Here is a 25,197-nt window from a genome sequence, read left to right as displayed (position 1 = left end):
GGTTATGCCCCGCTTCCAGTTGAGTTTGCGCGCACCAGAATCCAAATCAGGAAGGGTGCACCGAATGCGCCGGTGATAACGCCCACCGGCAGCGAAAGATCCGCGAACAGGTTCGCGGCAAAGAAATTGGCAACAGTCACCAGCGTTGCCCCCGTCAGGCCGGAAAGCAGGATGTTGATCGGGCCGCGGGTCAGCGCGGCAGTAATCGGGCCGGCCAGGAAGGCAACGAACGCCATCGGCCCGGTGACCGCAATCGGCAAGGCGCCCATGGCCACCGCAACAAAGACCAAGATCGACCGGGCCCAGCCCACGTGCAGCCCCAGGGCCGCCGCGGTGTCCTCGCCCAGCTCCAGCATTTTCAGTTGGCGAAGCACCAGGGGCAGCAACAGGATGCCGATGGCGCCAAGGGACGCCAAAAGCAGCAGCGCATTCTCCCAGTTGCTCGAGGCCAGTGAACCCGTCAGCCAGTGCATCACATCGCTGGCCGTATTCACCTGCGCCTGGGTCAGCAGGTACTGGATCAGCGCCTGGAGCATCGCGCCGATGGCCAGGCCCGCCAGGATCAGCCGGGGACCGGTCCGCTTGCCCGAGGCCGAGAGCCAGTAGATCAATGCAGCGACCAGCAGCCCGCCGGCCAGTGCGAAGGCGTTGAGCTTCCAGTCGGTATAGCCAAGGGTGATCATCGCGAAAACCGCGGCCGCCGATGCGCCGTAGCCCACGCCGATCACGTCGGGACTGGCCAGCGGGTTGCCCAGCCAGCGCTGGAACAAGGCACCGGAAATGCCCAGGCCGGCACCGGCCAGGGCACCCACCGCGATGCGCGGCAGGCGGTCGGACATGATGATGAAACTGGTGCCCGGCACCTTTTCACCGCTGAGAACCTGGAAGACTTCGGCAGCTGGAAGGCGGTCCCGCCCCCAGAACAGGTAGGCCGCCACGGCGAGCACCAGGGCCAGGGCCATCCACAAGGCGGTGCGGCGCACCCGGGATCTGCGGCGGGCTGCCAGCGCCGGTGCGGCTTTCGAGGCCGGGGCCGTCGCCGGTCCGGCCGTTTCCGTGGTGCTGCGGGGCTGGGTCATGTTCGCTGCTGCCATTTCGCTCGTGCTCACAGGCTCACCGACTTCATGCCGCTGCGCATCATGATGATGAAGATCGGTCCACCCAGCATGGCGCACATGACGCCTACTTGGATCTCGCTGGGCGGGGCGATGATTCGTCCCACCGTATCAGCCAGCAAGAGCAGGATCGGCCCGGCGATCAGGCTCGCTGGCATCAGCCAGCGGTAGTCGGAACCGACCAGCAAGCGCACGGCATGCGGGATCATCAGGCCGACGAAGGCGATGGGCCCGGCCACGGCGGTGGCGGTGCCAGCGAGAATGACCACACCGATGGAGCCGATCAGCCGGGCGCGGTTCAAGTTGAAGCCCAAGGCGATCGCGGTGTCATCGCCCATGGACACGGCATTGGATACCTTGGCGGTGGACAGCACGATCAGTGCGCCGGCGGCCACCACGGGAATGGCCCCGAGGAAGGTGTCGATGCCGCTGCTGGATAACGTGCCGATCTGCCACATGCGGAAACGGTCCATGGTGGCATCGGAAATCATCAGGATCGCATTGGTAATCGCGCCCACGCCCACAGCCATGGCGGCACCGCCCAGCGCAAGCTTAATGGGCGTGGCGCCTTCACGGCCCACGTTGGCCACGAGATAAACCAGGGCCATCACCCCAGCAGCGCCGAGGAAGGCGGCCACCATGATTCCAGCCAGGGAGCTGACGCCCAGGAAGGCGATCGCCAGCACCACGGCCATGGAGGATCCGGCGTTCAAGCCCAGGATCCCGGTATCGGCCAGCGGGTTGCGGGTCAGGCCCTGCAGTCCGGCGCCTGCCAAACCCAGGGCAGCGCCAACCACGATGGCTCCGATGGTGCGGGCGAAGCGGGACGCGACCACGCCCTGGTCGCCATTGGACGGGTCGAAATTCCAGATGGCATCGATCACGGTGCCCATCGAGACGTTTCGCGCGCCCAGCAGCAGCGAAGCGAATAGCGCCAGCCCGAGCAACAGGGCAAGGAGCAGCAAGGCGCCGAGCTTCCGGCCGGCTTTTGGCGACTTGGCCCCCGGTGCTTGGCGCGTAATACTTTCAGTCGCGGTCATTGGTTCCTACACTCATTGCTATGGCTCTTCTTCCCTTGCCCACTATTATCGCTCCAGGCATCGGCCTGCTTCGCGCGCAGAACCCTTCTGAAATGACGTTGGACGGGACTAATTCCTATCTGCTGTTCGACCCTGCTGTGGACGAACTTGTTCCTGGAACTCCGGTCGTCCTGATTGATCCGGGCCCTGGGCTCGAGGACCATCTGCAGGCCTTGGCGGCCTTCGACATCCAGCTGGTGCTCGTTACCCATCGGCATGCCGATCACACGGGAGGCATCGATGCGCTCTACGGGATGACCGGTGCGCCGGTGCGTGCCATGCTGGAGCAGTACTGCCGGGATGCCCCGGTCTTCACCGATGGCGAAACGATCAGCGCCGCCGGGGCCAGCATCCAGGTGGTTTTTACCCCTGGCCACACCTCGGACTCGGTGTGCTTCATCCGCCAGGGCGGGGCTGCCCACTTGTTCACCGGGGATACGGTGCTGGGCCGGGGCACCACCATCTTGGAACACCCGGACGGCACATTGGCCGACTACCTGGATTCCTTGCAGCGGCTGCTCGCGCTGCCCGATATGGCTTTGCATCCGGCGCACGGCGAGCAGCATGATTCCTCGCATCCGCTGCTGCAGATGTACATCAAGCATCGGCATGCGCGGCTGGACCAGGTGCGTGCGGCTTTGCAGAAACTCGGCAAGGCCGGGGTCCACACGCAGCCAGCTGAATTGCTGGAGCATGTCTACCCCGACCTCGATGCGCGCTTGGTGGGCGCAGCTACCCATTCCCTGGAAGCCCAATTGCACTATCTGTCAGTGAATCCCTAGCCGGAGCTACTTCGCGGCAGCTGCGTTTTCAGCAGCCTTGACGATGCCTGGAACTACGTTATCCAGTGCCCATTCGATGGACAGCGGCGAAGCCGCGGAGATCGCCAGTGTTGCTTCATCGGTGCCTGGCAGCGCCACGGCATCGTTCTTCGCGGCAGGGATCTGGCCGTAGAGCGGCTGGCCCTTGACGACATCTTCCATGGTGTTGCCCGCAACAGCCGAAGCGAAGACGATGTCCGAATCCCACTCGTTGACCTTTTCCGGCGACACGGTGAAGAAGAAGGTGTCCTTGGCGGCATTCTTCTGCACGTAGTCGGCCTGGGTCATGCCCAGTGCGCTCAGGAAGCGCGGGCGGGTGTCGCCTTCGGAGTAGATGTAGGCGGTATCCGGCGCCGAGAGGTCAGCTGCGATGAAGGTGGTGTCCTTCAGCGCTGGGTTGTCTTCGCCGACCTTGGCCAGCTTGCCTTCGATCTCTTCGATCAGGGCGTCGGCTTCTTCTTCCTTGCCCAGCATCTGGCCGGCAACTTCGGTGACCTGTTCCCAGCTGGTCAGGTAGTTAGGCTCGATGGGGCCAACGACCGGAGCGATTTCCTGCAGCTTCTCGTACTGTTCCTTCTTCAACCCCGAGTATGGAGCGAAGATGACCTGGGGCTTGCTGGCGGCGATGCCGGTGTAGTCGATGTCATCGCCCACCTTGTACTGCACGGGCGCCTTCTCGGAGCCGATGGAAGCGCCCTGCTCTTCCAGAGCGGCGTCCTTCCATGCGGTGGAGTTGTTCTCGTTCATGCCGTAGGTGTCGGTGTCCATGCCGACCGGCACGGTATCCAGAGCCAGCAGGGTATCTGCGTTGACCCACGAGATGGTCGCAATGCGTTCCGGGACTTTTTCGATCGTGGTTTCACCATAGATGTTCTCGATGGTGACCGGAGTGAAGTCTTCTGCGGCCTTGGCTGAAGTGTCAGCCGACGGATCCGCGGAGTTGCTCGACGCGCCGCAGGCGGTCAGGCCCAAGGCGAGGATGGCAGTTGAAGCGGCGAAAATTCCGGCGCGACGTGAATTTTTCATGGGTCGGTGATTCCAGACTATGCGAGGTTCTGTCAACGTTTTGTTTAGCTAGGTTAGGCAAGCCTATCCGGGCCGTATGCCACGATACGCGTTTCTCTGCGCATTACGCAACACGAAACGTCCCTAATCACCGACCCTGAAGTGACCCTAACCAAATCGGGCGGTTTTTTCGGTGCGCTGACCAGAGACTTTATTCTCTAGTTGCTAGCAGCTTCCGCGGATCAGCCACCAAAATTGCTCCCCGCACCAGCAGCAAGCCGAGTAATACGGAGACAATTACCGTGATGACCGTCAGCGGCTTGAGCAGGATGGCGGCCCCGGCCAGGGGCAGCACGAGCACCGTGGAGGCAATGGCGAAACCGATCGAGGCAGCCAGCGCCGGGATCATGATCGATTTGGTGCGCGCGGCATTCATCGTTTCGTAGGGCATGCCCAACCGGTTCAGCCCGCGATACAGCTCAGCGCGATCCAGGGTACTGGCGCTTTGGGAGATCGCCGCCGAAGCGGCCACGCAGATGAAGCTGATCGCCAAGGTCACCAGCACGCCGGTGGTGACATCGGCCGGCACATGCTCCAGCCAGGTGCCCTGATCGAGTTCGCTTCCGGTCAGCTCCATCAAGGCGGCCCCGCTGCCGCCCACCACCGCGACGAACGAAGCCATGGCAACCCCGGATACCTGGCGCCAGGATTCGGCAGGGCTTTCCAGGATCATGCGGGCCGCCAGCAGCTCTTGCGGAGTTCTGGCCTTGCGCAGCTTGGCCTTGCCCACCTTCGCCACCAGATACGGACCGACCAGGTTCATCACCAGCAGGCCGAAGCCGAAACCGCCAACCACCACTGCGATGATCGCGGCGATGGACTGCACGAACTGGCCCATGTTGGAGAACACCATGTACAGCACCAGAATGCCGGCAAGGGTGATCACCGCGCGCAGCCAGCTGGGGGTGGGCACCGTGCTGCGGGTTGCCACCGCCAACGGGGTGATCACCAATTTGCGCAAGCCGGCAGCCGCACTGCCTGCCGAGAGGAGCACGACAGCGACTACTGCTATCGCCAGCACCCACAGCGGCAAATAGATGGCCGAACCGATCGGCGCACCTTGGAACGGAATCAGCGAAGCCAATGGTGCGGCCAGGAGGTAGAGCACGATTCCGGCGAGTGCGCCGGCCAACGCCGTGCCGGCGGCTTGCAGCACGGCCACGAGGCCGATCTGCGCCCCGGTCGCGCCGAGCAAGCGCAAGGACGACAGGGCGCGGTCATTGGACCGCGCGGAGAGCCGGGCAGCGGCCGATCCCAGCACCAGCAATGGGACTACCAGAAGCACCACGGCGAAGGCTGCCAATGGCAGGTACATCCCCTGGGCCGCGGATTCGAAACTGGTAAAGGAGTAGGCGCCTCCCAGCACGATCAGCAGGATCGCGCTGACCATGGCGTAGGCGCTGGCGGTCAGGACCTGTGGTGCCAGCCGGGACTTCGCCGGCCGGCCAAGCATCCATGACAGGTGCAGGATATTCACTTCTGGGCACCGCCATCCACGGTGGCCGATGGGTGCAGGCTGTCGCTGATCAGCTGGCCGTCCTGCAGCTGCACTACACGGTCGCAGCGCGCGGCGACATTGGGATCATGGGTCACCATCACCAGGGATTTTCCGGCACCGACGGTGCATTGCAGCAAGATCTCCAGCACTTCGAAGCCCGTGGTTGAATCCAGCGCGCCGGTAGGTTCATCGGCAAAGACCATCATCGCCCCGGTGACCTGCGCGCGGGCGATGGCTACTCGTTGCTGCTGCCCGCCGGAGAGCTGGCCGATGCGGCGTTGCTCCATTCCTGCCAGGCCCAGTTCTGCCAGGGCGGCCCCGGCACTGGAAATGGCGGCGTTGCGTGGCACCCCGTTGATCATCAAGGCCATGGCCACGTTCTCTTCGGCAGTGAGCTCGGGAATCAGCAGTCCGGATTGGAAGACGAAGCCGAAGGATTCACGGCGCAGCCTGGTGCGCGCCTTATCCTTGAGCCCTTGGATATCCACCGGTGCTCGGCCCGGGATGTTCAGCATGATGCTGCCGGCGTCGGGAAGTTCAATACCGGCCAAGGCGTGCAGCAGCGTGGATTTTCCGGAACCCGAGGGGCCCATGATGGCAAGGGACTGGCCCAGTGAAATCTGCAGATCGACGCCGTTCAGTGCAGTGGTGGAACCGAAGCTGCGGTAGAGTCCGTGAGCGGCGAGTACGGGAGGTTGGCCAAGGGAATTTTCAAGCATGATCCAATGTTTTCAACAAATGGCACCCGCGCACATCAGCACAGGGTTCCAAGTAGCCTCCGGCCAGGCTCATCCCCCGGTAGGAGCAGCCGGCAGCTAGTTCACGACGACAGCAGGAGCAGTAGGCAACAGATGAAGCTGGAACTGTATACGCAACCATTCTGCGCACCGTGCGTGCGCACGCGGCTGGCTGTCGCCCGCGTGCAGGAACTGCTGCCCGCGTTGGAGGTCGAGGAGATCAATGTCGTGGAGCAGGTGGAGCGCGGCGAGGAAATGGGAATCACCAGCACCCCGGTCATTCGGCTATTGCAGGAAGGCACGGAGAAATTCCGTGCCAGCCAGACACCGACTATCAATCAGCTGTTGAGCGCTATCGCTGAAGCCAGCGACTAGTCTCACGCCAGCTCGAAGCCCAAGGTGCACGGTTCTTGCCCATTCATGGGGAAGAATAGGTCAAGTGATTACTGTGCCCGGCGTCCAACATGAATGCTTCGAACGTGTTCTAGCCGACTCTTCCAACCGCATTGAGTGGCTCCGCGCACGGGCCCAGGGCATCACCGCAACGGACGTGGCCAAGTTGTCCACCGAGAAGTCCATCAAGAACGCCGCATGGGACAAGCTATACGGCAATGGCTTCTCCGGCAATCCCTACACCGATCACGGGCGCAAGCGCGAACCGGTCATCGCTGCCTGGGTCCAAGAGAATTTCAATATTTTCCCCTCCTCCCAGCTCTTCCACTCGCAGCATTCGAGACTCCATCTGGCGACTCCCGATGGCTTGGGTTTCGATGCATCGGGAGTTCCGGTTTTGGCTGAAATCAAGACCACCAACAAGCCCTTCAAGAAGATCCCCAAGAGCTACCTGCGCCAGGTGCTCTGGCAGCAGCATGTGATCGGGGCCGAACGCACGTTGTTCGTTTGGGAAGAGCACGATAATTTCGTGCCGGTGCGCGCGGTTCCCGAATACCTTTGGGTGGAACGCGACGATGATTTGATCCAGGATCTCATTGGCAAGGCCGAGTCGCTCATCTCCGCATTGCGCGAAGCGACGGCCCGCCAGGAGCGCTACAACGACTACGGACCCGCTGCGTTGCGGCTCTAAGTCCCCGGAAACGGCAAAAGCCGCTGATCCCAGTTCACAGTACTGGGATCAGCGGCTTCCGTTATGCCGCTAGACCGGGTTGCTTGGAATCATCCGGGGATCCGGCAGGCAATCAGGGTAGTTTTCCACCAGCTCGGCCAGCAGCTTCTCCCGAAGCATATTGCGCAGGTTCCACAGGTCCCCGGCGTTGCGCGCGGATAAATAAATGGTCACTGTTTGCAAGCCGTTTTGCGCGTCGGTCACGAGCAGCTCATTGTCCCGGCCATCCCACCAGTCGGAGGCTTCAAGCAGTTCGCTGCTGCGCTGGCGCAGGTAGGAAATCGGCGCATTGAGCTTCAGCTGCAGTGCTACGTTTCCGGAGATCTCCGTGCTGCGCCGCGACCAGTTCTCAAACGGCGTCGTGGTGAAGTAGGTCGATGGCAGGATCATCCGGCGCCCGTCGATCAGGTGCACCACGACGTAGGAGAGGGTGATCTCCTCTACCGTGCCGCGTTCCCCCTCGACTACCACCGTGTCGTCCACGCGAATCGAGTCGGTAAAGGCCACTTGCAAGCCGGCAAATACGTTCGCCAAGGTTGACTGCACGGCCAGGCCAACGACCACCGAAGCCAGGCCAGCCGAGGCCAACAGGCCGGCGCCCAGCGCCCTGACTTGCTCGATCGTCAGCAGCACCGCGGCGATTGCAATGATGCAGAGCACCGCAACCAGTACCCGTCGCATCAGGCCGACCTGCGTCTGGACCTTGGCCAGCCTGCGCCCTGGACCGAATCTCACCTCGAAGCGTGCCATCATGCCGGTCTCAATCACGCGCACCAGCTTGATGATGAACCAGGTGAGGAAGAAGACCAGAATGATCAGGATGGCGAACTGCCAGGGGTTGTACCAAGTGCGTTCTCGATAGAAGACCGCGAAGGCCGACTTGGCAATAATCGAGGTAACCAGGCCGAAGAACGGGAATCTGGTGGCTTTCACGTCGGCTTCGTCCACGCCGATCCGGCGCAGCACGCGGCGGGCAACGCCGCTGAAAACAAACGCCAGGATTGCGGCTACGAGCGCACCGATGAGCAGGACAACCCAAAATTGCAACGATTCGGGGAGGAAGCTTGAGGCTGTAATGACTTCCTCGACGGTTTCGCCGATGGGTTCAACGGGGGTAGGTGACATGTTTAAAGCATGTCATATGGCGCTAAATAAATGCTGTGTGGAACCTGCCTTCCGCCCTACGGCCCGGGAGTTCTCCGGCTCCATTGCAGAAGCGTCTCAGAGTGGTTCCAATTCTTTTCTGCCCTTGCGCTTGCCGCATTCCAGGCCTTTAGTTGATTCACTGGCAGTCCGCTCTGCCTGCGGGCGCAAACCAAGAGAGACGGTGATCCATATGCGCCACGGAAAAATTGGAATCGTTCTAGGCACGGTGGCGGCAGCCTTGCTCGTGATGACGCCCGCTTCCGCGGCGGCCCCCGCTCCGGCCGCCCTCGCGTCTGCTTCCTGCCCAACGGTTTATTGGGGATCCTTGGCCAAAACCAGCTCCTTGTCCACGCATTCCGCAGTGGAAAATCTTCGGTCCGGACGGCACCTGTGCTTTGACCGGCTGGTCATCGATCTCGCAGGACCAGCTGCCAGCCATTCAGCCAGGTATGTCAGCGAACTGACCGGAATCGGTTCCGGCCTGCAGGTGGACACCACTGGCGGTGCCAACCTGGAAATCCTGGTGCAGGCCCCGGCAACCGAGGATTTCAAGCCGGGCGCCGAAGTGAAGACTCTGGGCTACACGACGTTCCGCCAATTGGTGTGGCTGGGCAGCTTTGAAGGCCAAACCAAAGTGGGGCTCTCGACCAGGGCACAGCTGCCCATGCGCGTGTTCGCGCTGCCTGGACCTGGCGACGGTTCACGCTTGGTCATCGATGTTGCGCACCATTGGTAAAGAAGGTTCATTTCCTTGATGCGTTCGCAACTTTTTGCGTGACGTACCACGTAACACCGGGTCAACCTGCTGATTAATGTGCCACCATGCTAAGTATGTCGCGCACATTCTCTTATCAGCAGGTTGATGTCTTTGCACCCACTGCTTTCAACGGCAATGGCCTGGGAGTCGTGTTCAATGCCGACAGCCTGAGCGATGACCAGATGCAGCACTTTGCGCAGTGGATGAATCTTGCGGAAACTGTATTCTTCGTCGAGCCCACTGATGAGGAAGCGGACTACGCCATTCGCATTTTCACCCCGAGCACCGAGCTGCCCTTTGCTGGCCATCCGACGCTGGGCGCGGCTCATGCTTGGCTGGAGTCCGGTGGCGAGGCTGGTCCCGCAGGCCATCTGATCCAGCAATGCGGTGCCGGGCTGATTCCGGTGCGTGTGGAACGGGAAAGCAGCGACCGCCACTCGCGGCGCTTGGCCTTCCTCGCACCCCCGCTGACCAGGTCGGGCCCTTTGGAACCAGATGTCCTGCAATGGGCGATTGCCGGGCTGGGCATTCGCGAAGAAGACGTGGTGGACCACCAGTGGCTGGTCAACGGTCCGCATCCTGCGGGCCTGGTGCTGCGTGACGCCGATATCGTGCTGGGCATCGAACCTGACTATGAGGCGCTGCAGGGATTGGAAGTAGGCGTCATCGGCCCCTACACCGCAGCCAGCGTTTCGCAGAGCGTGTGGCAACCGCGCGGATCGGTCATGCCGCGCGTTTCCGGTACCCGCGAAGAGCTGCGTCCGCTGGACTTCTCTGATTTTGAGCGTTCCGAAGAGCGCTTCCGCAATGTGGTGCTGCAGCCTCCGGCGGACTATGAGGTCCGTGCCTTCATTCCCGGCGAGGCTGTTCCGGAAGACCCTGCCACCGGTTCGCTGAATGCTGCGTTCGGCATCTGGCTGACGCAGACCGGTTATGCACCCCAGCGCTATACCGTGCGCCAGGGCACGCGTTTGGGCCGCGAAGCGATCTTGCATATTGAAGCTACCGAAAAAGGCGTCTGGGTCAGTGGCGATGTCGCCACCCGCATCTCGGGCGATGTGAGTTTCGACTGATTTCCTATGCATAGTTTCGCTATCCGTTCCGCACAGGGCTGATAGGGACTAGCCTTGACAAGTGCCTGAAACTGCGAATCCCGAAACACACTTCGACAAGAAAGCCGCCTGGCGTGCCCTCTGGGCACTGGTCATCGGCTTCTTCATGATCCTGCTGGACACCACGATCGTGTCCACCGCAATGCCCTCCATCATGACGTCGCTGGACGCCGATATCTCCAGCATCTTGTGGGTCAACAGCGCGTACCTGCTCACCTTCGCGGTGCCGCTGCTGGTCACCGGGCGCCTCGGTGACCGCTTCGGTCCGCGCAATATCTACCTCATCGGCATGGTGGTCTTCTCGCTGGCCTCGCTGTGGTGCGGCTTGTCCGATTCCCTCGGCTCGCTGGTGGCGGCGCGCGCCGTCCAGGGCCTTGGCGCTTCGATGATTTCCCCTCAGGCGATGACGCTCATTACCCGCCTCTTCCCTTATCAGCACCGCGGTGCAGCCATGGGCCTATGGGGTGCAGTGGCGGGCATCGCTTCGCTGATCGGTCCGATTGCCGGCGGTCTGCTGGTGGACTCCATCGGCTGGGAATGGATCTTCTTCATCAACTTGCCCATCGCGGTAGTCAGCTTGACCATGGTCTTCAAATTCGTGCCAGCCCTTGAATCCCAAGCGCATTCCTTCGACTGGTTCGGCGTCATCCTTTCGGCGTTGGCCATGTTCTGCTTGGTCTTCGGCATCCAGGAAGGCGATGCCACCAATTGGGAACCATTCATTGGCCCGCTGAATTCGTGGCATCTGATTATCATCGGCGCGGTGCTGATGGGAGCCTTCATCTGGTGGCAGTCCAAGACCACGTCTGAACCGCTGGTTCCGCTGCGATTGTTCAAGGTCCGCAATTTCTCCTTGGCCAATGTCGCGATCACCTTCATGGGCCTGACCATCGCGACCATCGCCTTGCCGATGGTGTTCTTCTTGCAGAATGTCCGAGGCCTGACTCCCACCGAATCCGCGTTGATGATTTCTCCGATGGCTTTCGTGGCGATCTTCCTCGCGCCGCAGCTGGGAAAGAAGGTCAATCAGCTCAGCCCGCGGATCTTGGCCGTGCCCGGGTTCTTCCTGTTTGGCGGTGCCACGGTGGTCTACGCCTTCATGATGCACGCCGATATCCCGCTGTGGATGCTGCTGATTCCTTCAGCGGTTCAAGGCATCGGTTCAGCCATGATCTGGCCATCGCTGTCGCTGGCAGCCACCAAGGACTTGACCGCGCGTGATGCGGGTGCCGGTTCAGGGATTTACAACACCACCCGGCAAATCGGTTCAGTGCTTGGTTCTGCGCTGATCGCGGTGATGATGGATGCCCGCATTTCGGCACAGATCGCGCAGGCAGATTCCAAGGATCCTGCGGTGATCATGGAAGCCACGTCTGTTGGCCTGGGACAGGCACTGATGCTGCCAGGCTTCATCGGCGTGGCTGCTGTGCTCGTTGTAGCGTTCCTCAGCGACGGCAAGAAGGCGCAGCGCCACTAGCCAGAGGCAGCTCTTAACGGAGCCAGCGCCTGGTCCGGGACTCGAAAGTCGCTGGATCAGGCGCTGGCTTCGTGGTCGCTAGACCTTGTCTTCAGGTTCTTCGTTGCTATCGCCGTTCTTGAATTCATCGACCTTCTCGCCGATTTTTTCTTGGGCGTCCGCTGCGAAGTTCTTCACGTTCTCGGTAGCGTCGCCTGCGAAATCCTTCGCGTTTTCGACTGCCTCGCCCAGCTTCTTCTTTGCATCATCTAAGAAACCCATTGGTTCTCCTCTTAGCTTGTAGTTCAAATGTGGCCGCTGAAAACCGCAGTCTCCAAGATCAACTTACGGCTTGCCGAACGTTTTGCTCAAGCGATTCCGTCCGCTTATTTTGCTTTCTTGATCTTCTTGGCGCCCTTGCGGCCAAGAATCAATGCCACAGCGATACCTGCCAGCCATACGTCCTTGGCCAGGGCGGTGCCATCCGCGGTTGGGCGGATGCCGTCGGATTCTGTCATGCCCGGAGTGCGCAGGTAGGAAGCCAGCAGCACACCGGAGAATGCGCCCAGGCCCAAGCCGGCCAGCCGCGATGGGATCAGCGGCAGCAGCAAGGCGCTACCCAGCGAGATCTCGCCGATGGATACGGCCTTGCCGAAAACTGCCGGTTCCAGCTCGGCCAGCTGAGGCACGCCGTTGGCTGCCATCTGCTGCAGGCCTGCGGCGCTGGCTTCATCGATGCGCAACTTGTTGATGCCGCTGTTGAGAATGAACGCACCACTGACCAAACGTAGCGCGGCGTTTGCAATCGAGATTCCCATGGGCCCTCACTTCTCTTTCATTTCGTCCAAGAATGGCGTTCCTGCATGGAACGCCCTGATGTTCAGCGTAGTCATGGGCGCAGTAGTTCACAATCATTTGCGCGGCGCGCATAGCTGAACCCAAGAATTTCCCAGCTTGAATCGTGCTAAATTCGTGAATCATGATCGCTTCTTCCGCAGTACCCCCAGCAGCCCTTGATCTACTCATTACCCAGGGCTTCGATGCCACCAGCGTCGACGAGCTGGCAGCTGCCGCTGGCATTTCCCGTTCCACTTTCTTCCGCCGTTTCGGGTCGAAAGAGAATATGGTCTTCGCCGACCAGGAAATGATCATTACACACGTCGAGACCACGCTGGCCGCCTCGTCGGTTGATGCAATCACTACGCTCATCGATGCCGCACATGTGGTTTTCGACCAGTACACGGTCAACCCCGAAGGAGCCCAGCTGCGCCACAAGCTGCTCTCCTCGGTGCCGTCGCTGCGAGAGCGCGAGCTGGTCTCCACTCACCGCTACGAACGGGCGTTTTACGGGTTCCTGAACCGTCGCGATTTGGCAAAGAGCGCCACGGAGAAGTCGCTGTGCCTGGGCGTTAGCGCTGGCCTGGTTGCGATCCACAACGATCATTTGCGCAGCTGGCTGAAAGACGCGCAAAGCACGGACCGCACCAAGCTGGCCAACGATGTGCGCCAGTTCCTGAACCGCTTCGCAGATCTGCTCGACCCCGGACAGGCAGCGACTGCCACCAAGCCGGCGGCCCCCAGCGTGGTGGTTTCCGTCTTGGATACCGGCGCCGATGAGCAGGCGATTCTCCAGGCCGTCTCCCGCGCGCTCAAAGAGCACGGAAAATAATCGATTCCACCCAACTTCTGAAACCAAGTTTCTTGACATGGCACTGCGTTCCACTAGTCTAGGAGTGAAGCTTTTTTCACCGTAGCTATTAGGAGCATCTGAAATGTCCCAGCTGGAGACCGGTTTTGAATTTCCCGCCGGCGTTGTCGAACCCGAATACGACCTGTGGTCCGGAGACGTCAATATCGATCCGACCGGAATCTTCGCCGAAGTAGGCGAAGCGGACAACGCGTGGCGAGCCAAGGCCCGCGCATTCATCCTCGACGAGGTCAAGGACGACATCCACGAGTACTGGGACAAGGCCGACTACCCGCTGCATCTGCTCAAGAAGCTCGGCGATGCGGATCTGCTGCGCGATGGCCTGAACCTGGAAGGCTACGAGGAAATGAGCCCGCTGGCTGCCGGCTTGGTCAACATGGAAATGGCCCGTGGCGACGGTTCGGTCTCCACCATTGTTGGCGTCCAGGGCGGTCTGGCTCTGCGCTCCGTGCTGTACTGCGGCAATGCCCAGCAGATCAAGAAGTACGCCATCCCCATGCTGCGCGGCGAACTTCCAGGCGCCTTCGCGCTGACTGAACCAACTCATGGTTCCGACTCGGTTTCGCTGGAAACCCGTGCCACCAAGGTCGAGGGCGGATACCGCCTGAGCGGTGAAAAGAAATGGATCGGCAACGGCTCGGTCGGCGGCGTGAGCATCGTTTGGGCCCGCGACGACGAAGGCAAGGTCCGCGGATTCATCGTGCACCAGGATGCCGAAGGCTACAAGGCCACCACCATCGAAAACAAGCTCTCCCTGCGCGCTATCTGGCAGGCGCATATCCGCATGGAGAACGTCTTCGTTCCGGACCACGATGTGATGCCCGAAGCCAAGAGCTTCAAGGACACCTCGCGCGTCCTGTTCGCCACCCGGCTGGGTGTCGCCTGGTCTGCCGTGGGCCACGCGACCGCTTGCTACGAGTCGGCCGTGAGCTACGCCAAGCAGCGCGTGCAGTTCGGGCGTCCGCTGGCCGCCAGCCAGATCGTCCAGGAGCGCCTGGCCCGCATGCAGTCCGAACTGGCTACTATCCAGGTTCTGGTCATGCAGGCGACCAAGCGCGAAACTTCCGGTGAGCTGACCGGCCCGCAGGCGTCGCTGGCCAAGTACACCGCTACCCGCACCGCACGCGCCATCGCAGCGAACGCCCGCGACCTGCTCGGCGGCAACGGCATCCTGACCAGCAACCGCGTGGCCCGCCATTTCGCTGATGTGGAAGCAATCCACACCTATGAAGGCACCGAAACCGTGCAGGCCTTGATCATGGGCCGCGACATCACCGGCTTCTCAGCGTTCGCCTAGAACCTGGGCGCCGGAAAGCACGCCGGGACCTGGCTCGTTCTTCCGGGCCTCGGCCCCGGCGTGCTTTTGCCTACTGCCGGCCCAATCGGTTCTTGGTCTTTGCCGTTGCCACGTGGTCCCATGGATTCTCCGGCCAAGGATGCTTCGGGTAGCGCCCGCGCATTTCAGAACGCACCTGGGCGTAGGGCCCATTGAAGAAGCTAACCAGGTCATCGGTCACCGCCAGCGGCCGGCCACCGGGCGAAAGCAAGTGGAACTGGACGGCAAGCTTGCCCTTGACCAGCCGCGGCGACTCATCGAGCCCGAAGCATTCTTGCAATTTCACGGCGACGACCGCTGGACCGGTTTCACCGACCTCGGGATAGGCCACGGAAATCCTTGATCCCGAAGGCACCTGGAGCCGTTCGGGCACCAGCGAATCAAAATCATGGGCATGCTCCCACGGCAGCAAGGTCCGCAATGCCGAATACAGGTCAACCTTGGCCGCGTTCTTGCCGGCGGCTACCTGCCGCAAGACCGGCTGCAGCCAGTTGCCCGCCGAGGCAATCAGGGCCTGGTCATCCACCGCGGCAAAGGGTTCGCCCAGCAGGCGATGGGCCACGGCCATTCGCCGGCGCAAGGCATCAAACTTTTCATGGGTGCCGAAGAAGGCTATCCCCTGCGTAGCTATGGCGCTGGCAACAGCCTGCATGCCCAGCTCTGCGGTGGCCTTGACCGGATGGGCCGCCAGCTCGATCTCGCCGAAGCTCTCGATCTGGCGAGCGGTGATCCTGCCGTCAACCAGCTCCGCCATTTCGCGCTTCTGGTGCATCTGCGGCAACAGGTCGACGGCAGTGCCAAGTTCGATGCCAACGGCCCGTCGGATCACCGCTTTGGATCCGGCACGGGAGACCTCGGCGACCGCAAGGAATTCCTCATGCATCAGCTGGCTGCCGCGCGGCAAGGTTGCCCGGGTCCCCGAAGCCAACAGGTATTCCTCCGGGCCGACCTTGCGCGCAATCCATTGCGGGTAGGCCAAAGCGCACACGCCTGCCAGGGCCGCAGCTGCCGGTGCAGGCTGCCGCCCGGTGCGGTTTTCCGCACTGCCCAGGAGCTTTTCCAGGCGCTGCGCTTCATGCTTCCAGGCACGATGCGCCGGATGCGAACTCCGGCGCACCGCGGCAAGCAATTCATTCAGGTCCGCACTGGCAATGCGTTCCGAGCTGGCCAGCAATGCGACAGCATCCGAGGCAGCCCGGGTGCCGAAAATCCGGCTGCCTTCGAGCAACGCGCGGGCGGCACGCGGGTCTGCTGGAACCTTCATCATCTGCTCGCCCAGGGCGGTGATCTGCCCGGTCCCGTCAACCGCGTCCAGGCTGCGCAGGATCTGCTCATCGCTGGCCATGGCGCTAGCCGGCGGCGCTTCCCACATGGCCAGCCCCTCGCCGCGCGGGGTCCCCCATGCCGCGAGCGACAAGCCGGCGGCGACCAGGTCGCCGGTGCGGATTTCCGGTGTGGAGTGCGCCGGGGCGGCGGCAAAGGACTTGGGGTCCAAGGTCCGCACCACCTTGCCCGGCCCGAGTCGTCCTGCCCGGCCCGCCCGCTGGGTGGCCGCGGAACGGCTGGCCACCACGGTCATCAACCCCGAGAAACCACGCGAGCTGTCTCGGCGCGGCTCGCGGGCGTAGCCGGCGTCCACCACCAGATGCACGCGCGGCACGGTCACCGACGATTCGGCAATGGAGGTGGAGACGATGATCCGCGGGGCGCTGCCAGCCTCCGGCTCGCTGAGGATCCGGTCTTGTTCCTTGGAAGAGATCTGCGAGTGCAAGGCCAGGACTTGCACTCCGGAGGCAGAAATCTGCGAGCAGACGCGGTCGACTTCCCGTACCCCGGGGACGAACACCAAGGTGTCCACCGGGGTTGCGCTTGCTGCGTTGGCTGCCGCGCTGTGGCGTACCGCGACGGCGGCAACGTGGCGCAGGTAGTCATCGTTCAGCCCGCGTTCGGTGTTCCGGATTCCGGCGAAGCTGTCGAAAGCTTCTTGCACGGCAAACTGCGCGGTGTGGGCGCTGAGCACTGGAGCGGCCTGGCCACGGGCCAGCAGCGCCGAGAGTTCCCCGGCGTGCAAGGTGGCACTCATCAGGATCAGCGACAGGTCATCACGCAATTCGCTGACCTGGTTGGCCATCGCCAGCAACAAATCCGTATCGATCGACCGCTCGTGGACCTCATCAATGATCACCGCGCTCACACCGGCAAGATCCGGATCGGCCAGCAACCTGCGCAGCATCAGGCCTGCGGTCACGAATTCCACGCGGGTCTGCGCCGAAGCTTGCCGTTCCCCGCGCACGGCGAAGCCAACACGCTGGCCCAGAACCGATCCATCAAGCTGGGCGAGGCGACGGGCAGCAGCCCGGGCAGCGACACGGCGTGGCTGGGTCACGATGATCTTGCCAGCCAGTCCTGCCTGGTCCAGGGCGTTGGCTACCGTGGGTGGAACTATCGTCGTCTTGCCGGATCCCGGTGGCGCCTGGATCACCAGCGGCTGGGCAGGATTAGCCACCAAGGATTCATGGAGTTCTTCCCTGCTGGGACCGAAAGCCAGCCCTGAAGCAATCCTGTTCAGGTCGAAGCGGGCCGAACTCATGCCTGGCGTCCAGCCCAGAAGGACTCGATGGCCTTGACCACAGGCTCAATCGGGAACAGGGTGCTGCCGTGGGTTCGCCCCGGCAAGGCCACCATGCGCGCATTGGGCAAGGTGCGGACCATGATCTTGTTCTGGTCGAAGCGCGGCTGGTCCCGGGTGCCGATCAGCAGCAAGGTCGGGATTCTGATCTTCGCCAACTCGGACAGGTTGATGTTCTGCAGGGTCTCGGCGGCCTCGTAGTAGGCAGCCAGGGCCAGCGGGTCGTTGGACTTGAAGGCCATGCGGGTTGCTGGATCCAGGCGTCCATTCTTTTCTTGCCCGGTGACGAATCCTTCGATGTCGCCATTGCGCAGGACCTCGAGGTAGCCGGGGAAGAAGAGCTTCCCGATTTCGCCGGGGGTAATTTCGTAGGTGCCGCCGAGCATGATCAGCGAGATCACCTGCTCTGGGTGGTGCATGGCCATGTGCAGCCCGGTGCGTGCGCCAAAAGAGTAGCCGACAATGTGAATACGTCCGATGCCCAGGTGATCCATCACCGCGCGGATATCGCCGGCCACCTTGTCCATGGTGTAGTCGGCTACGTCATGGGATTTGGCTGACTTGCCATGCCCGCGCAGGTCCATGCGGATGGTGCGGTGCCCCTGGCCCAACGCCTTGGTGTAGCCGAGCCCTCTCCAGATGGACCGGGACAGGGCGGAGCCATGGAGGAAGAGAATCGGCTCCCCGGCAGCCCCGTCATCGTCAAAGAAGATTTCGGAACCATCTGCGGGATTATTGATCATCGGCATGCCTTCGATTAAATCCTGTATTGACGGTGAAGGCGAAATCAGTGTTGGCCGCCGCCCTCGACATCCGCGGCTAATAGGTGAACACTGAAGACACAGGGTCCAGTCATCCGCAGGGGGTGGCCCACGGAAGTTGGGAGGAAGATCATGCCTGAACAATCAGCTGCTGGGCAGCCCGGTGGCGCTGAAGAGGAAAAGCTGCGACTGGCCGCAGAAGAAAAGAAGCGCCATGACGAGCACGATGAAGCTCTCGTCGAAGAGTGGGAAGACGAGTCATTCCCGGCTTCGGATCCGCCCTCGAATTATTAGCAAAAGCCTTTTCCCAAGAGACCGCACACCTCGCATTCAGCTACTTTCAAGTTTCAGCTCCTAGTGTGGTTATTACCTTCTCAAGGTGCGAGTGATCTAGATGAACCGATCCGCACAGGCGTTACCTCCTTGGCCTGGCGGGTCGGTTCATCATTTAATCCAAACCCACGAAACCTTTACGCACACAGCGGATTCACCTTTGCGCTATTTATTTAGTTCAGGCTCTGGCCTATTGTGGAAACTGACGTCAAATCGATTTCCGCTCGCCAGCGCTTGACCTGGCAGAAAGGTGCCTCGTGGAATACGAACGCCTCCCGTCCATCCCGGAACTGCACCGTCCCTACACTGCTGCCGCAGACCGCTATGAGCACTTCGGCTACCGCCGCGTTGGCGATTCCGGCCTGCGCTTGCCCCCGCTATCCCTGGGACTGTGGTGGAATTTCGGCGATAACCGTCCATTCGATTCCCAGCGCGAGATCCTGCGCCACGCTTTCGATAACGGCATCAACCACTTCGATCTGGCCAACAATTACGGTCCTCCGGCAGGTTCAGCCGAAGAGAACTTCGGCCGCATGATGGAAAAAGACTTCAAGCCCTACCGCAACGAGCTGGTCATCTCCTCCAAGGCCGGCTACGACATGTGGCCAGGCCCGCACGGCACCTTCGGCTCGCGCAAGTACCTGCTGGCCTCCTGCGAAGCCTCGCTGAAGAAGATGAATCTGGACTACGTGGACATCTTCTATTCGCACCGTTTCGATCCGAAGACTCCCCTGGAAGAAACCATCGGCGCTTTGGATACCCTGGTTCGCCAGGGCAAGGCCACCTACGTGGGCATCTCCTCGTACTCGGCAGAACGCACCGCCGAGGCTGCCGCTATCGCCAAGGACCTGGGAACCCCGCTGGTAATCCATCAGCCTTCCTACAACATCCTGAACCCGTGGGTAGAGCACGGCCTGCTGCAAACCCTGGAAAAGGAACGCATGGGCACCATTGCTTTCACCCCGCTGGCCCAGGGCCTGCTCACCGATAAGTACCTGGAAACCACTGATGTGGTCCGCCAAGGCGGACGCCGTTCGCTCGAAGCCCAGCTGACCGATCAGAACCTGGCCAAGGTCCGCAGCCTGAACGAGGTTGCGCAGACGCGCGGGCAGTCGCTGGCGCAGATGGCCCTGGCCTGGTTGCTGCGCGATGGCGCGGCAACCTCGGTATTGATCGGCGCCTCGTCCACCAAGCAGCTCGACGAGAACTTGGGCGCGCTGGACAACCTTGAGTTCTCCGACGCGGAATTGGCCCAGATTGCCAAGATCGCCCAGGGCGATGCCGGAATCGACTGGTGGCGTTCTTCCGCTATCGGCTAGTAATCCACTGATCACACAGGTAATACCTGTGTTCTTGAGCCGCGGTTTCCGAGACAAGTCTTGGAAACCGCGGCTTTTTCATTCGCTTCCGTCTGCAACTTCCACTCAAGCCAAATACCTGCTGTTCCTTGGTGGCTGAATGTTGTTTCTGCGGATAAGCTCGGAGTAGACGCAATATGAAGTGAATTACATTCATTTATTGCGTGGAGTCCGCTAGCGTTAGATCCACACGGCTTACGCTGACCACTTTTGTGCATACGACAGGAGCATTGATGAGCGCCCCAACCTACAAGGTCTCGAACCCGGCAACCGGTGAAGTCGTCGAGGAATTCGCCGCGGCCACCGATGAGCAAGTCGAACAGGCGCTGGCTGCCGCGCAGAGCGCCTACGAATCATGGCAGGACGTTGACATCAACGAACGCGCCAAGATTGTTTCCAAGGTAGGCACGCTCTTCGCCGAGCGCGCAGCAGAACTCGGCAGGATCATGACCACCGAAATGGGCAAGCCATTGTCCGAGGCCGTGGGCGAAGCTGAATTCTGCCAGGAGATCTTCGAGTACTTCGCCACCGAGGGACCAGCCTTGGCAGCGGACCAGGAGATCAAGTCCTTCTCCGGCGGCAAGGCCGTCGTTCAGAAGCGCCCGGTTGGCCCGCTGCTGGGCATCATGCCGTGGAACTTCCCGCTGTACCAGGTAGCGCGCTTCGCGGCACCTAACCTGATGCTGGGCAACACCATCATCTTGAAGCATGCCGAGTCCTGCCCGCGTTCAGCACTGGCCATCCAGGAAATCATGGATGAGGCTGGAGTACCGGCCGGCGTCTACAACAACCTCTTCGCCACCCACGACCAGATCTCCACCATCATCGCCGATTCCAGGATCCAGGGTGTTTCCTTGACCGGCTCGGAGCGCGCTGGCGCCATTATCGGAGAGCAGGCCGGCCGCAACCTGAAGAAGGCCGTACTGGAGCTGGGCGGCTCGGATCCATTTGTTGTCCTGGACTCCGATGACGTACCGGGCATCGTGGATACCGCTTGGGGCTACCGCATCGACAACACCGGCCAGGCCTGCAACTCGAACAAGCGCATGATCGTCATGGAAGACATCTATGACGAGTTCGTTTCCGAACTGACCAAGCGTGCCGAAGGCCTGCAGCCTGGCGACCCGATGGCGGAAGCCGAAGGCACCTTCGCTCCGCTGTCCTCCCGCAAGGCGGCAGAGTCCCTGCACGAGCAGGTCCAGGACGCCGTGGCCAAGGGCGCTACCCTGCACGCCGGCGGCGTGCTGCACGACGGCCCTTCGGCCTACTACTCCCCTGCGGTGCTCACCGGCATCACCAAGGAGATGCGTGCCTACTACGAGGAGCTCTTCGGCCCGGTAGCAGTGGTCTACAAGGTATCCAGCGACGAGGAAGCCACTGAGCTGGCCAACGACACCATTTACGGCTTGGGCGGTTCGGTGCACTCCACCGACGTCGAGCGTGCCTCCAGGGTGGCTCAGAAGCTGCAGTCCGGCATGACCAACGTGAATGCAGCCAGCGCAGAGGGTGCAGAAATGCCGTTTGGCGGCGTGAAGCGTTCGGGCTTCGGCCGCGAGCTTGGCCCGCTGGGCATGGACGAATTCGTGAACAAGCGCCTGTTCTACGTAGGCGAATAATCTGGATAGGCCCGCAACGGCTGCCTGAACTAAGAGATACATAAATTTAGGGGCGAACCAAAACGGTTCGCCCCTAAGTTTATTTTCTAGTGCTTCTTCTCCTAGGCGTTGGAAGAGACTTTCTCGCCTGATCCCACGCCAACTTCGTTCTGTTCGGAGACCGTCAGCGACGGCTTCTTCGCACGGAACCGACCCCTCCACAACGCTGAGAACCAGCGCTGAATCGTCAACCAGGTCGCGCTAGACACCAGCACGGCGTCTGCGGAAGCCATAATTCCTGAGAAGAAAGGCAGGCCCATAACAACTGCGATGCCGATATGCATCCCAAGAATAGTAATCAGCGCAATTCTCCGGCTGATCTTATGGAACAGCATGAATGGGAATGCAATTTGAGCAAGCACTGTCACATAGGTGATCAAGGCAACGATCCACGAATTCGTAGTGATCAAATCACTAAGCCAAGGGAAGACACCATACGCCTCGGAACTAACCGGGTAGTACATAGCTGTACCGTTTTGCCAAAGAGTGCCTTGAACCTTGTACAGCCCAGCTTCAAGATAGACAATACAAAGTTGGGCTACGACCAGGCATAACGCAAGGTTGTGCAGCACCGTAACGGCTTCGAATTCTTTCTTCGTTTTCCTCGCGCGTTTACGTAGCCAAGAATCGACAGACCAGTGCTTGGACAAGTCAGCAAAAATCAGATAGATCAGCATGATACGGATGAAATAATTTCCGCCATCCGAAACCGGCGTATTCTGTGCGTTAATCGCCGTATAAAAAATGAAGAAGAGCGGCGTGACGAATCTAGTTTGCCAACCAACTACAAATGCGATTGCCAACACGATGGCCATCACGTACCAAAAGACGAAGAACCCGAGTCCCGCGTCACGCAGAATATCCAAAGGCCACTGGTACCCAAGTACAGAACGGTAGGGTTCAAGGTACTCGGAACCAGGTCCCCAGATCTTAGCTGCGACTGGTATGTTGGCAATTAACCAACCCAGAATGAAGAGTCCCGACGACATGCGCATGACTGCAAGACCGTATGGTGCATGCCGGTTTTCGGTAAACCACCCGTAGACCCAGTTCAGTGCTTTGGGGACGAAATCGCGATTCTTAGAAATCCATTCGCTGATCGAAGGAGCACTGCTTGTTTCACGTTTCAGCTCCATACCGACACCGCCGCTTGACTAAATTCCTTGGTATCTCGCCATCCGATGTAGGTTTCGCGAGGTTTTGTTGTTGCGTTCTCATCGCTCCGCTGAGCAAACGGAACAATTGGTTCACGTCGGAGCTTAATTTCCACCATTGATGCTCCGCCCCACTGTTCTATTGCGTAGAGTGACGCGAATCCGACGGCCGTATCTTCCATACGTTTATAGGCTCGAAGATTGCTCAATTCTGTTGCAGAATACTTCTCGCGGGCCTCCGCTGAGTTGAGTTCCACACCAAAAACGGGCGTTCCCTGAATAAAGGGTCTAGAGATTTCCGCTCGAGAATCCGCAGTCAAATCCGAAGCCGCACTCCATAGCCGTCCGTGAATAGATTTAGATTGTTTTGTCTCACGATTGGCAAACATGTTGCCGGCACGGCTTTCCATTTCTTCGGCCGTAACGTCGCGCCACTCTGAGAATTTCGCACCATGTTGGCTACCCTTGGCACAAATTTCCGCGCTAGAAAGACATACACGCATTGTGAAATATTCATCTTGCGAATAGGGCCCAGGAGCAAAAAGGCTCCAGCCTTGATCTAACGGCCCTAGAAAATACTTGTTCAATTCGGGCTGTAATGATGACTTGATGGGTGTTGAAGGACCCGTGAACGCCAATGTGGCTCCGATATGCCCTAACGCGGCTACACTCGCAATTAAAAGCACCAACACTGTAAACAGCTTGGGCTTGGTTTTCTGTTGCCTCATCAGGCTATTGTCTCCAAATTCTTCGACACCCGTGAATTGTTGCAAAGACTACTTGAAAGCGAAATGGGAGGGGCACCGTTTAGATGCCCCTCCTATTTCAAATTACTGCAGTTCGACTATGCTGAACGCTTTCGCGCGAAGACAGCCACACCAGCTCCGAGCAGTACAAGTGCTAGTGCACCTGCACTGATCCAGAGGGCTCCGTTAGAACCGGTATCCGCAAGGCGATCCTTCTTGGAGTCATCTTTCTGGGATCCCTTAGAGTCATCCGACTTAGAGTCCGAGTTATCTGAGGTGTTTGCATCCGTGTTGGCACCGGCGTTCGCATCAGCGTTATCCGCAGTGTTCGCATCGGTGTTCGCATCGGTGTTCGCATCGGTGTTCGCATCGGTGTTCGCATCAGCGTTATCCGCAGTGTTCACATCGGTGTTCGCATCGGTGTTCGCATCAGCGTTATCCGCAGTGTTCACATCGGTGTTCGCATCGGTGTTCGCATCAGCGTTATCCGCAGTGTTCACATCGGTGTTCGCATCGGTGTTCGCATCAGCGTTATCCGCAGTGTTCGCATCCGTGTTGGCATCAACGTTATCCGCAGTGTTCGCATCCGTGTTGGCATCAGCGTTATCCGCAGTGTTCGCATCCGTGTTGGCATCAACGTTATCCGCAGTGTTCGCATCCGTGTTGGCATCGGTGTTCGCATCAACGTTATCCGCGGTGTTGTCTGCCGTGTTCACATCCGTCGAGTCGTCAGCCACAACGGTGAAGGTTGTGAACCCGTATGCGTCGCTTTCAACATCAGTTGCAACGATCAAGTAGCTACCAAGTGCCAAATCAGTCGAATCGACCTCGAAGCTAATGTCGCCCTTGTCGTCAGCGGTAACGGTTTCAGGCATGGCAGCAGCAGCGATCTTGGCTACGGCCGAGCTGGTGTCGCCCAGCTGGCTCTGCTCGATCTTGACTTCGCCATTTGCGGTGAACTCTTTACCGGTTACGATTCCCGATTCACCCTTGATCAAACGGTTAGGGGTGATATCGATGTGAACTTCGTTCTCAGCGGCATCGTCCGGAGTTACCTGGAAGTACTCAGTGTAAGTCTTTCCGGTTTCTTCGTCCGTCACTTCAACGGTGTAGATACCCTCAGGCAAGCCATCGGTATCGTACTTGTACTCGAATCGACCATCTTCATCAACGATGACATCGCCCTCATGTACTGGGGTTTCTTCACCATTTGAGTTTCGGATGATTACCTTGACGTTGCCTTCCGGAGTGAACTTGTCACCAATTACGGTAACTTCGTCGCCTTCCGTAACGGAATCAGGTACAACGCTGACGATCGGGTGCTCCGTGTTGTCCGCAGTGTTGTCGCCAGTGTTCTCAGCCGAGTTATCCGCCGTGTTGGCATCGGTGTTCGCATCAGCGTTATCCGCAGTGTTCACATCGGTGTTCGCGTCAGTATTCGCATCCGTGTTGGCATCAGCGTTATCCGCAGTGTTCACATCGGTGTTCGCGTCAGCGTTATCCGCAGTGTTCACATCGGTGTTCGCATCAGCGTTATCCGCAGTGTTCACATCGGTGTTCGCATCGGTGTTCGCGTCAGTATTCGCATCCGTGTTGGCATCGGTGTTC

At 60.2% G+C, this 25,197-nt stretch carries 24 protein-coding genes; 11 read left to right on the top strand and 13 right to left on the bottom strand.

The features are described 5' to 3' along the window. Positions 1 to 2: 2 nt before the first annotated feature. Together ACIOJF_RS17715 and ACIOJF_RS17710 are read right to left on the bottom strand one after the other, a co-directional pair. Positions 3 to 1,109 (bottom strand): iron chelate uptake ABC transporter family permease subunit, encoded by a 1,107-nt coding sequence (locus tag ACIOJF_RS17715; protein WP_286134415.1) that lies wholly within the window; start codon positions 1,107 to 1,109, stop codon positions 3 to 5. After that, on the bottom strand, positions 1,106 to 2,155 hold the full coding sequence (locus tag ACIOJF_RS17710; protein ID WP_105659086.1) for an iron ABC transporter permease: 1,050 nt from the start codon (positions 2,153 to 2,155) through the stop codon (positions 1,106 to 1,108). The genes ACIOJF_RS17715 and ACIOJF_RS17710 overlap by 4 nt, the downstream gene beginning before the upstream one ends. 20 nt (positions 2,156 to 2,175) lie before the next feature. Between ACIOJF_RS17710 and ACIOJF_RS17705 the strand changes: the two genes are divergently transcribed. Continuing rightward, positions 2,176 to 2,976: an MBL fold metallo-hydrolase gene (locus ACIOJF_RS17705; protein WP_105659087.1), complete on the top strand. Its 801-nt coding sequence runs from the start codon at positions 2,176 to 2,178 to the stop codon at positions 2,974 to 2,976. Positions 2,977 to 2,982: 6 nt separating this feature from the next. Here ACIOJF_RS17705 and ACIOJF_RS17700 read toward each other — a convergent pair whose 3' ends face one another. From ACIOJF_RS17700 to ACIOJF_RS17690, 3 genes are all read right to left on the bottom strand, one after another. Next, positions 2,983 to 4,041 carry an ABC transporter substrate-binding protein gene (locus ACIOJF_RS17700; protein WP_105659088.1) on the bottom strand — a complete coding sequence of 353 codons (1,059 nt, stop codon included), beginning with the start codon at positions 4,039 to 4,041 and terminating at the stop codon, positions 2,983 to 2,985. 190 nt (positions 4,042 to 4,231) lie between these two features. Then, positions 4,232 to 5,557 (bottom strand): FtsX-like permease family protein, encoded by a 1,326-nt coding sequence (locus tag ACIOJF_RS17695; protein WP_105659089.1) that lies wholly within the window; start codon positions 5,555 to 5,557, stop codon positions 4,232 to 4,234. Beyond that, positions 5,554 to 6,297, bottom strand: a complete 744-nt coding sequence (locus tag ACIOJF_RS17690; RefSeq protein ID WP_105662723.1) for an ABC transporter ATP-binding protein — start codon at positions 6,295 to 6,297, stop codon at positions 5,554 to 5,556. Before ACIOJF_RS17690 ends, ACIOJF_RS17695 begins: the two co-directional genes overlap by 4 nt. 132 nt (positions 6,298 to 6,429) lie before the next feature. On the opposite strand from ACIOJF_RS17690, the gene ACIOJF_RS17685 reads away from it, so the two are divergent. Next, complete coding sequence (locus ACIOJF_RS17685; protein ID WP_105659091.1) at positions 6,430 to 6,690, top strand: thioredoxin; 261 nt, start codon at positions 6,430 to 6,432, stop codon at positions 6,688 to 6,690. Between the two features lie 64 nt (positions 6,691 to 6,754). After that, complete coding sequence (locus tag ACIOJF_RS17680; protein ID WP_286134416.1) at positions 6,755 to 7,399, top strand: YqaJ viral recombinase family protein; 645 nt, start codon at positions 6,755 to 6,757, stop codon at positions 7,397 to 7,399. Between the two features lie 69 nt (positions 7,400 to 7,468). Here ACIOJF_RS17680 and ACIOJF_RS17675 read toward each other — a convergent pair whose 3' ends face one another. Then, a complete protein-coding gene (locus ACIOJF_RS17675; RefSeq protein ID WP_105659092.1) occupies positions 7,469 to 8,563 on the bottom strand; it encodes a mechanosensitive ion channel family protein in 1,095 nt (364 codons plus the stop codon). A 382-nt stretch (positions 8,564 to 8,945) separates the two neighbouring features. On the opposite strand from ACIOJF_RS17675, the gene ACIOJF_RS17670 reads away from it, so the two are divergent. The 3 genes from ACIOJF_RS17670 (at position 8,946) to ACIOJF_RS17660 (ending at position 11,930) form a co-directional block, all read left to right on the top strand. Continuing rightward, positions 8,946 to 9,320: a hypothetical protein gene (locus tag ACIOJF_RS17670; protein ID WP_402741990.1), complete on the top strand. Its 375-nt coding sequence runs from the start codon at positions 8,946 to 8,948 to the stop codon at positions 9,318 to 9,320. Positions 9,321 to 9,415: 95 nt separating this feature from the next. Next, complete coding sequence (locus tag ACIOJF_RS17665; protein WP_286134418.1) at positions 9,416 to 10,414, top strand: PhzF family phenazine biosynthesis protein; 999 nt, start codon at positions 9,416 to 9,418, stop codon at positions 10,412 to 10,414. A 61-nt stretch (positions 10,415 to 10,475) separates the two neighbouring features. Continuing rightward, a complete protein-coding gene (locus ACIOJF_RS17660) occupies positions 10,476 to 11,930 on the top strand; it encodes a DHA2 family efflux MFS transporter permease subunit (protein ID WP_105659094.1) in 1,455 nt (484 codons plus the stop codon). A 78-nt stretch (positions 11,931 to 12,008) separates the two neighbouring features. Here the strand turns inward: ACIOJF_RS17660 and ACIOJF_RS17655 are convergent, their stop codons facing one another. Together ACIOJF_RS17655 and ACIOJF_RS17650 are read right to left on the bottom strand one after the other, a co-directional pair. Beyond that, the gene (locus tag ACIOJF_RS17655; protein WP_105662724.1) at positions 12,009 to 12,191 is read right to left on the bottom strand and encodes a hypothetical protein; all 183 of its coding nucleotides are present in this window, start codon (positions 12,189 to 12,191) and stop codon (positions 12,009 to 12,011) included. Between the two features lie 104 nt (positions 12,192 to 12,295). Next, positions 12,296 to 12,727 carry a DoxX family membrane protein gene (locus ACIOJF_RS17650; protein WP_105659096.1) on the bottom strand — a complete coding sequence of 144 codons (432 nt, stop codon included), beginning with the start codon at positions 12,725 to 12,727 and terminating at the stop codon, positions 12,296 to 12,298. 161 nt (positions 12,728 to 12,888) lie between these two features. Between ACIOJF_RS17650 and ACIOJF_RS17645 the strand changes: the two genes are divergently transcribed. After that, positions 12,889 to 13,578 (top strand): TetR/AcrR family transcriptional regulator, encoded by a 690-nt coding sequence (locus tag ACIOJF_RS17645; RefSeq protein WP_105659097.1) that lies wholly within the window; start codon positions 12,889 to 12,891, stop codon positions 13,576 to 13,578. Between the two features lie 103 nt (positions 13,579 to 13,681). Then, entirely contained in the window at positions 13,682 to 14,914 is a 1,233-nt protein-coding gene (locus ACIOJF_RS17640) for an acyl-CoA dehydrogenase family protein (protein ID WP_105659098.1), read from the top strand. A 70-nt stretch (positions 14,915 to 14,984) separates the two neighbouring features. Here ACIOJF_RS17640 and hrpB read toward each other — a convergent pair whose 3' ends face one another. Together hrpB and ACIOJF_RS17630 are read right to left on the bottom strand one after the other, a co-directional pair. Then, the gene (hrpB, locus tag ACIOJF_RS17635) at positions 14,985 to 17,543 is read right to left on the bottom strand and encodes an ATP-dependent helicase HrpB (RefSeq protein ID WP_402741989.1); all 2,559 of its coding nucleotides are present in this window, start codon (positions 17,541 to 17,543) and stop codon (positions 14,985 to 14,987) included. Next, complete coding sequence (locus tag ACIOJF_RS17630) at positions 17,540 to 18,331, bottom strand: alpha/beta fold hydrolase (RefSeq protein WP_402741988.1); 792 nt, start codon at positions 18,329 to 18,331, stop codon at positions 17,540 to 17,542. Before ACIOJF_RS17630 ends, hrpB begins: the two co-directional genes overlap by 4 nt. A gap of 144 nt (positions 18,332 to 18,475) precedes the next feature. On the opposite strand from ACIOJF_RS17630, the gene ACIOJF_RS17625 reads away from it, so the two are divergent. From ACIOJF_RS17625 to ACIOJF_RS17615, 3 genes are all read left to right on the top strand, one after another. Next, on the top strand, positions 18,476 to 18,637 hold the full coding sequence (locus tag ACIOJF_RS17625) for a hypothetical protein (RefSeq protein ID WP_166650864.1): 162 nt from the start codon (positions 18,476 to 18,478) through the stop codon (positions 18,635 to 18,637). Positions 18,638 to 18,933: 296 nt separating this feature from the next. Beyond that, positions 18,934 to 19,995 (top strand): L-glyceraldehyde 3-phosphate reductase, encoded by a 1,062-nt coding sequence (gene mgrA / locus ACIOJF_RS17620; RefSeq protein WP_402741987.1) that lies wholly within the window; start codon positions 18,934 to 18,936, stop codon positions 19,993 to 19,995. 272 nt (positions 19,996 to 20,267) lie between these two features. Then, entirely contained in the window at positions 20,268 to 21,650 is a 1,383-nt protein-coding gene (locus ACIOJF_RS17615) for an NAD-dependent succinate-semialdehyde dehydrogenase (RefSeq protein WP_402741986.1), read from the top strand. Between the two features lie 101 nt (positions 21,651 to 21,751). On the opposite strand, the gene ACIOJF_RS17610 is transcribed toward ACIOJF_RS17615, so the two are convergent. The 3 genes from ACIOJF_RS17610 to ACIOJF_RS17600 form a co-directional block, all read right to left on the bottom strand. Next, positions 21,752 to 22,825, bottom strand: coding sequence for an HTTM domain-containing protein (locus tag ACIOJF_RS17610; protein ID WP_105659102.1), 1,074 nt, complete (start codon positions 22,823 to 22,825; stop codon positions 21,752 to 21,754). Next, the gene (locus ACIOJF_RS17605) at positions 22,816 to 23,571 is read right to left on the bottom strand and encodes a DUF5819 family protein (protein WP_146112342.1); all 756 of its coding nucleotides are present in this window, start codon (positions 23,569 to 23,571) and stop codon (positions 22,816 to 22,818) included. The genes ACIOJF_RS17610 and ACIOJF_RS17605 overlap by 10 nt, the downstream gene beginning before the upstream one ends. A 116-nt stretch (positions 23,572 to 23,687) precedes the next feature. After that, on the bottom strand, positions 23,688 to 25,197 hold a 1,510-nt coding region (locus tag ACIOJF_RS17600), incomplete at its 5' end, for an LPXTG cell wall anchor domain-containing protein (protein WP_402741985.1).

The organism is Glutamicibacter sp. NPDC087831 (assembly GCF_044742845.1).
Classification (GTDB): domain Bacteria; phylum Actinomycetota; class Actinomycetes; order Actinomycetales; family Micrococcaceae; genus Glutamicibacter.
The sequence above is the reverse complement of the archived record's forward strand: the minus strand, read 5'-3'. Positions and strand labels throughout refer to the sequence as shown.

Bases quoted from the DNA above. Each gene is read 5' to 3' on its own strand.
- ACIOJF_RS17710 (WP_105659086.1), bottom strand. From the start codon at position 2,155: ATGACCGCGACTGAAAGTATTACGCGCCAAGCACCGGGGGCCAAGTCG.
- ACIOJF_RS17705 (WP_105659087.1), top strand. From the start codon at position 2,176: ATGGCTCTTCTTCCCTTGCCCACTATTATCGCTCCAGGCATCGGCCTG.
- ACIOJF_RS17700 (WP_105659088.1), bottom strand. From the start codon at position 4,041: ATGAAAAATTCACGTCGCGCCGGAATTTTCGCCGCTTCAACTGCCATC.
- ACIOJF_RS17690 (WP_105662723.1), bottom strand. From the start codon at position 6,297: ATGCTTGAAAATTCCCTTGGCCAACCTCCCGTACTCGCCGCTCACGGA.
- ACIOJF_RS17685 (WP_105659091.1), top strand. From the start codon at position 6,430: ATGAAGCTGGAACTGTATACGCAACCATTCTGCGCACCGTGCGTGCGC.
- ACIOJF_RS17675 (WP_105659092.1), bottom strand. From the start codon at position 8,563: ATGTCACCTACCCCCGTTGAACCCATCGGCGAAACCGTCGAGGAAGTC.
- ACIOJF_RS17665 (WP_286134418.1), top strand. From the start codon at position 9,416: ATGTCGCGCACATTCTCTTATCAGCAGGTTGATGTCTTTGCACCCACT.
- ACIOJF_RS17655 (WP_105662724.1), bottom strand. From the start codon at position 12,191: ATGGGTTTCTTAGATGATGCAAAGAAGAAGCTGGGCGAGGCAGTCGAA.
- ACIOJF_RS17650 (WP_105659096.1), bottom strand. From the start codon at position 12,727: ATGGGAATCTCGATTGCAAACGCCGCGCTACGTTTGGTCAGTGGTGCG.
- ACIOJF_RS17645 (WP_105659097.1), top strand. From the start codon at position 12,889: ATGATCGCTTCTTCCGCAGTACCCCCAGCAGCCCTTGATCTACTCATT.
- ACIOJF_RS17640 (WP_105659098.1), top strand. From the start codon at position 13,682: ATGTCCCAGCTGGAGACCGGTTTTGAATTTCCCGCCGGCGTTGTCGAA.
- hrpB (WP_402741989.1), bottom strand. From the start codon at position 17,543: ATGAGTTCGGCCCGCTTCGACCTGAACAGGATTGCTTCAGGGCTGGCT.
- ACIOJF_RS17630 (WP_402741988.1), bottom strand. From the start codon at position 18,331: ATGCCGATGATCAATAATCCCGCAGATGGTTCCGAAATCTTCTTTGAC.
- ACIOJF_RS17625 (WP_166650864.1), top strand. From the start codon at position 18,476: ATGCCTGAACAATCAGCTGCTGGGCAGCCCGGTGGCGCTGAAGAGGAA.
- ACIOJF_RS17615 (WP_402741986.1), top strand. From the start codon at position 20,268: ATGAGCGCCCCAACCTACAAGGTCTCGAACCCGGCAACCGGTGAAGTC.
- ACIOJF_RS17610 (WP_105659102.1), bottom strand. From the start codon at position 22,825: ATGGAGCTGAAACGTGAAACAAGCAGTGCTCCTTCGATCAGCGAATGG.
- ACIOJF_RS17605 (WP_146112342.1), bottom strand. From the start codon at position 23,571: ATGAGGCAACAGAAAACCAAGCCCAAGCTGTTTACAGTGTTGGTGCTT.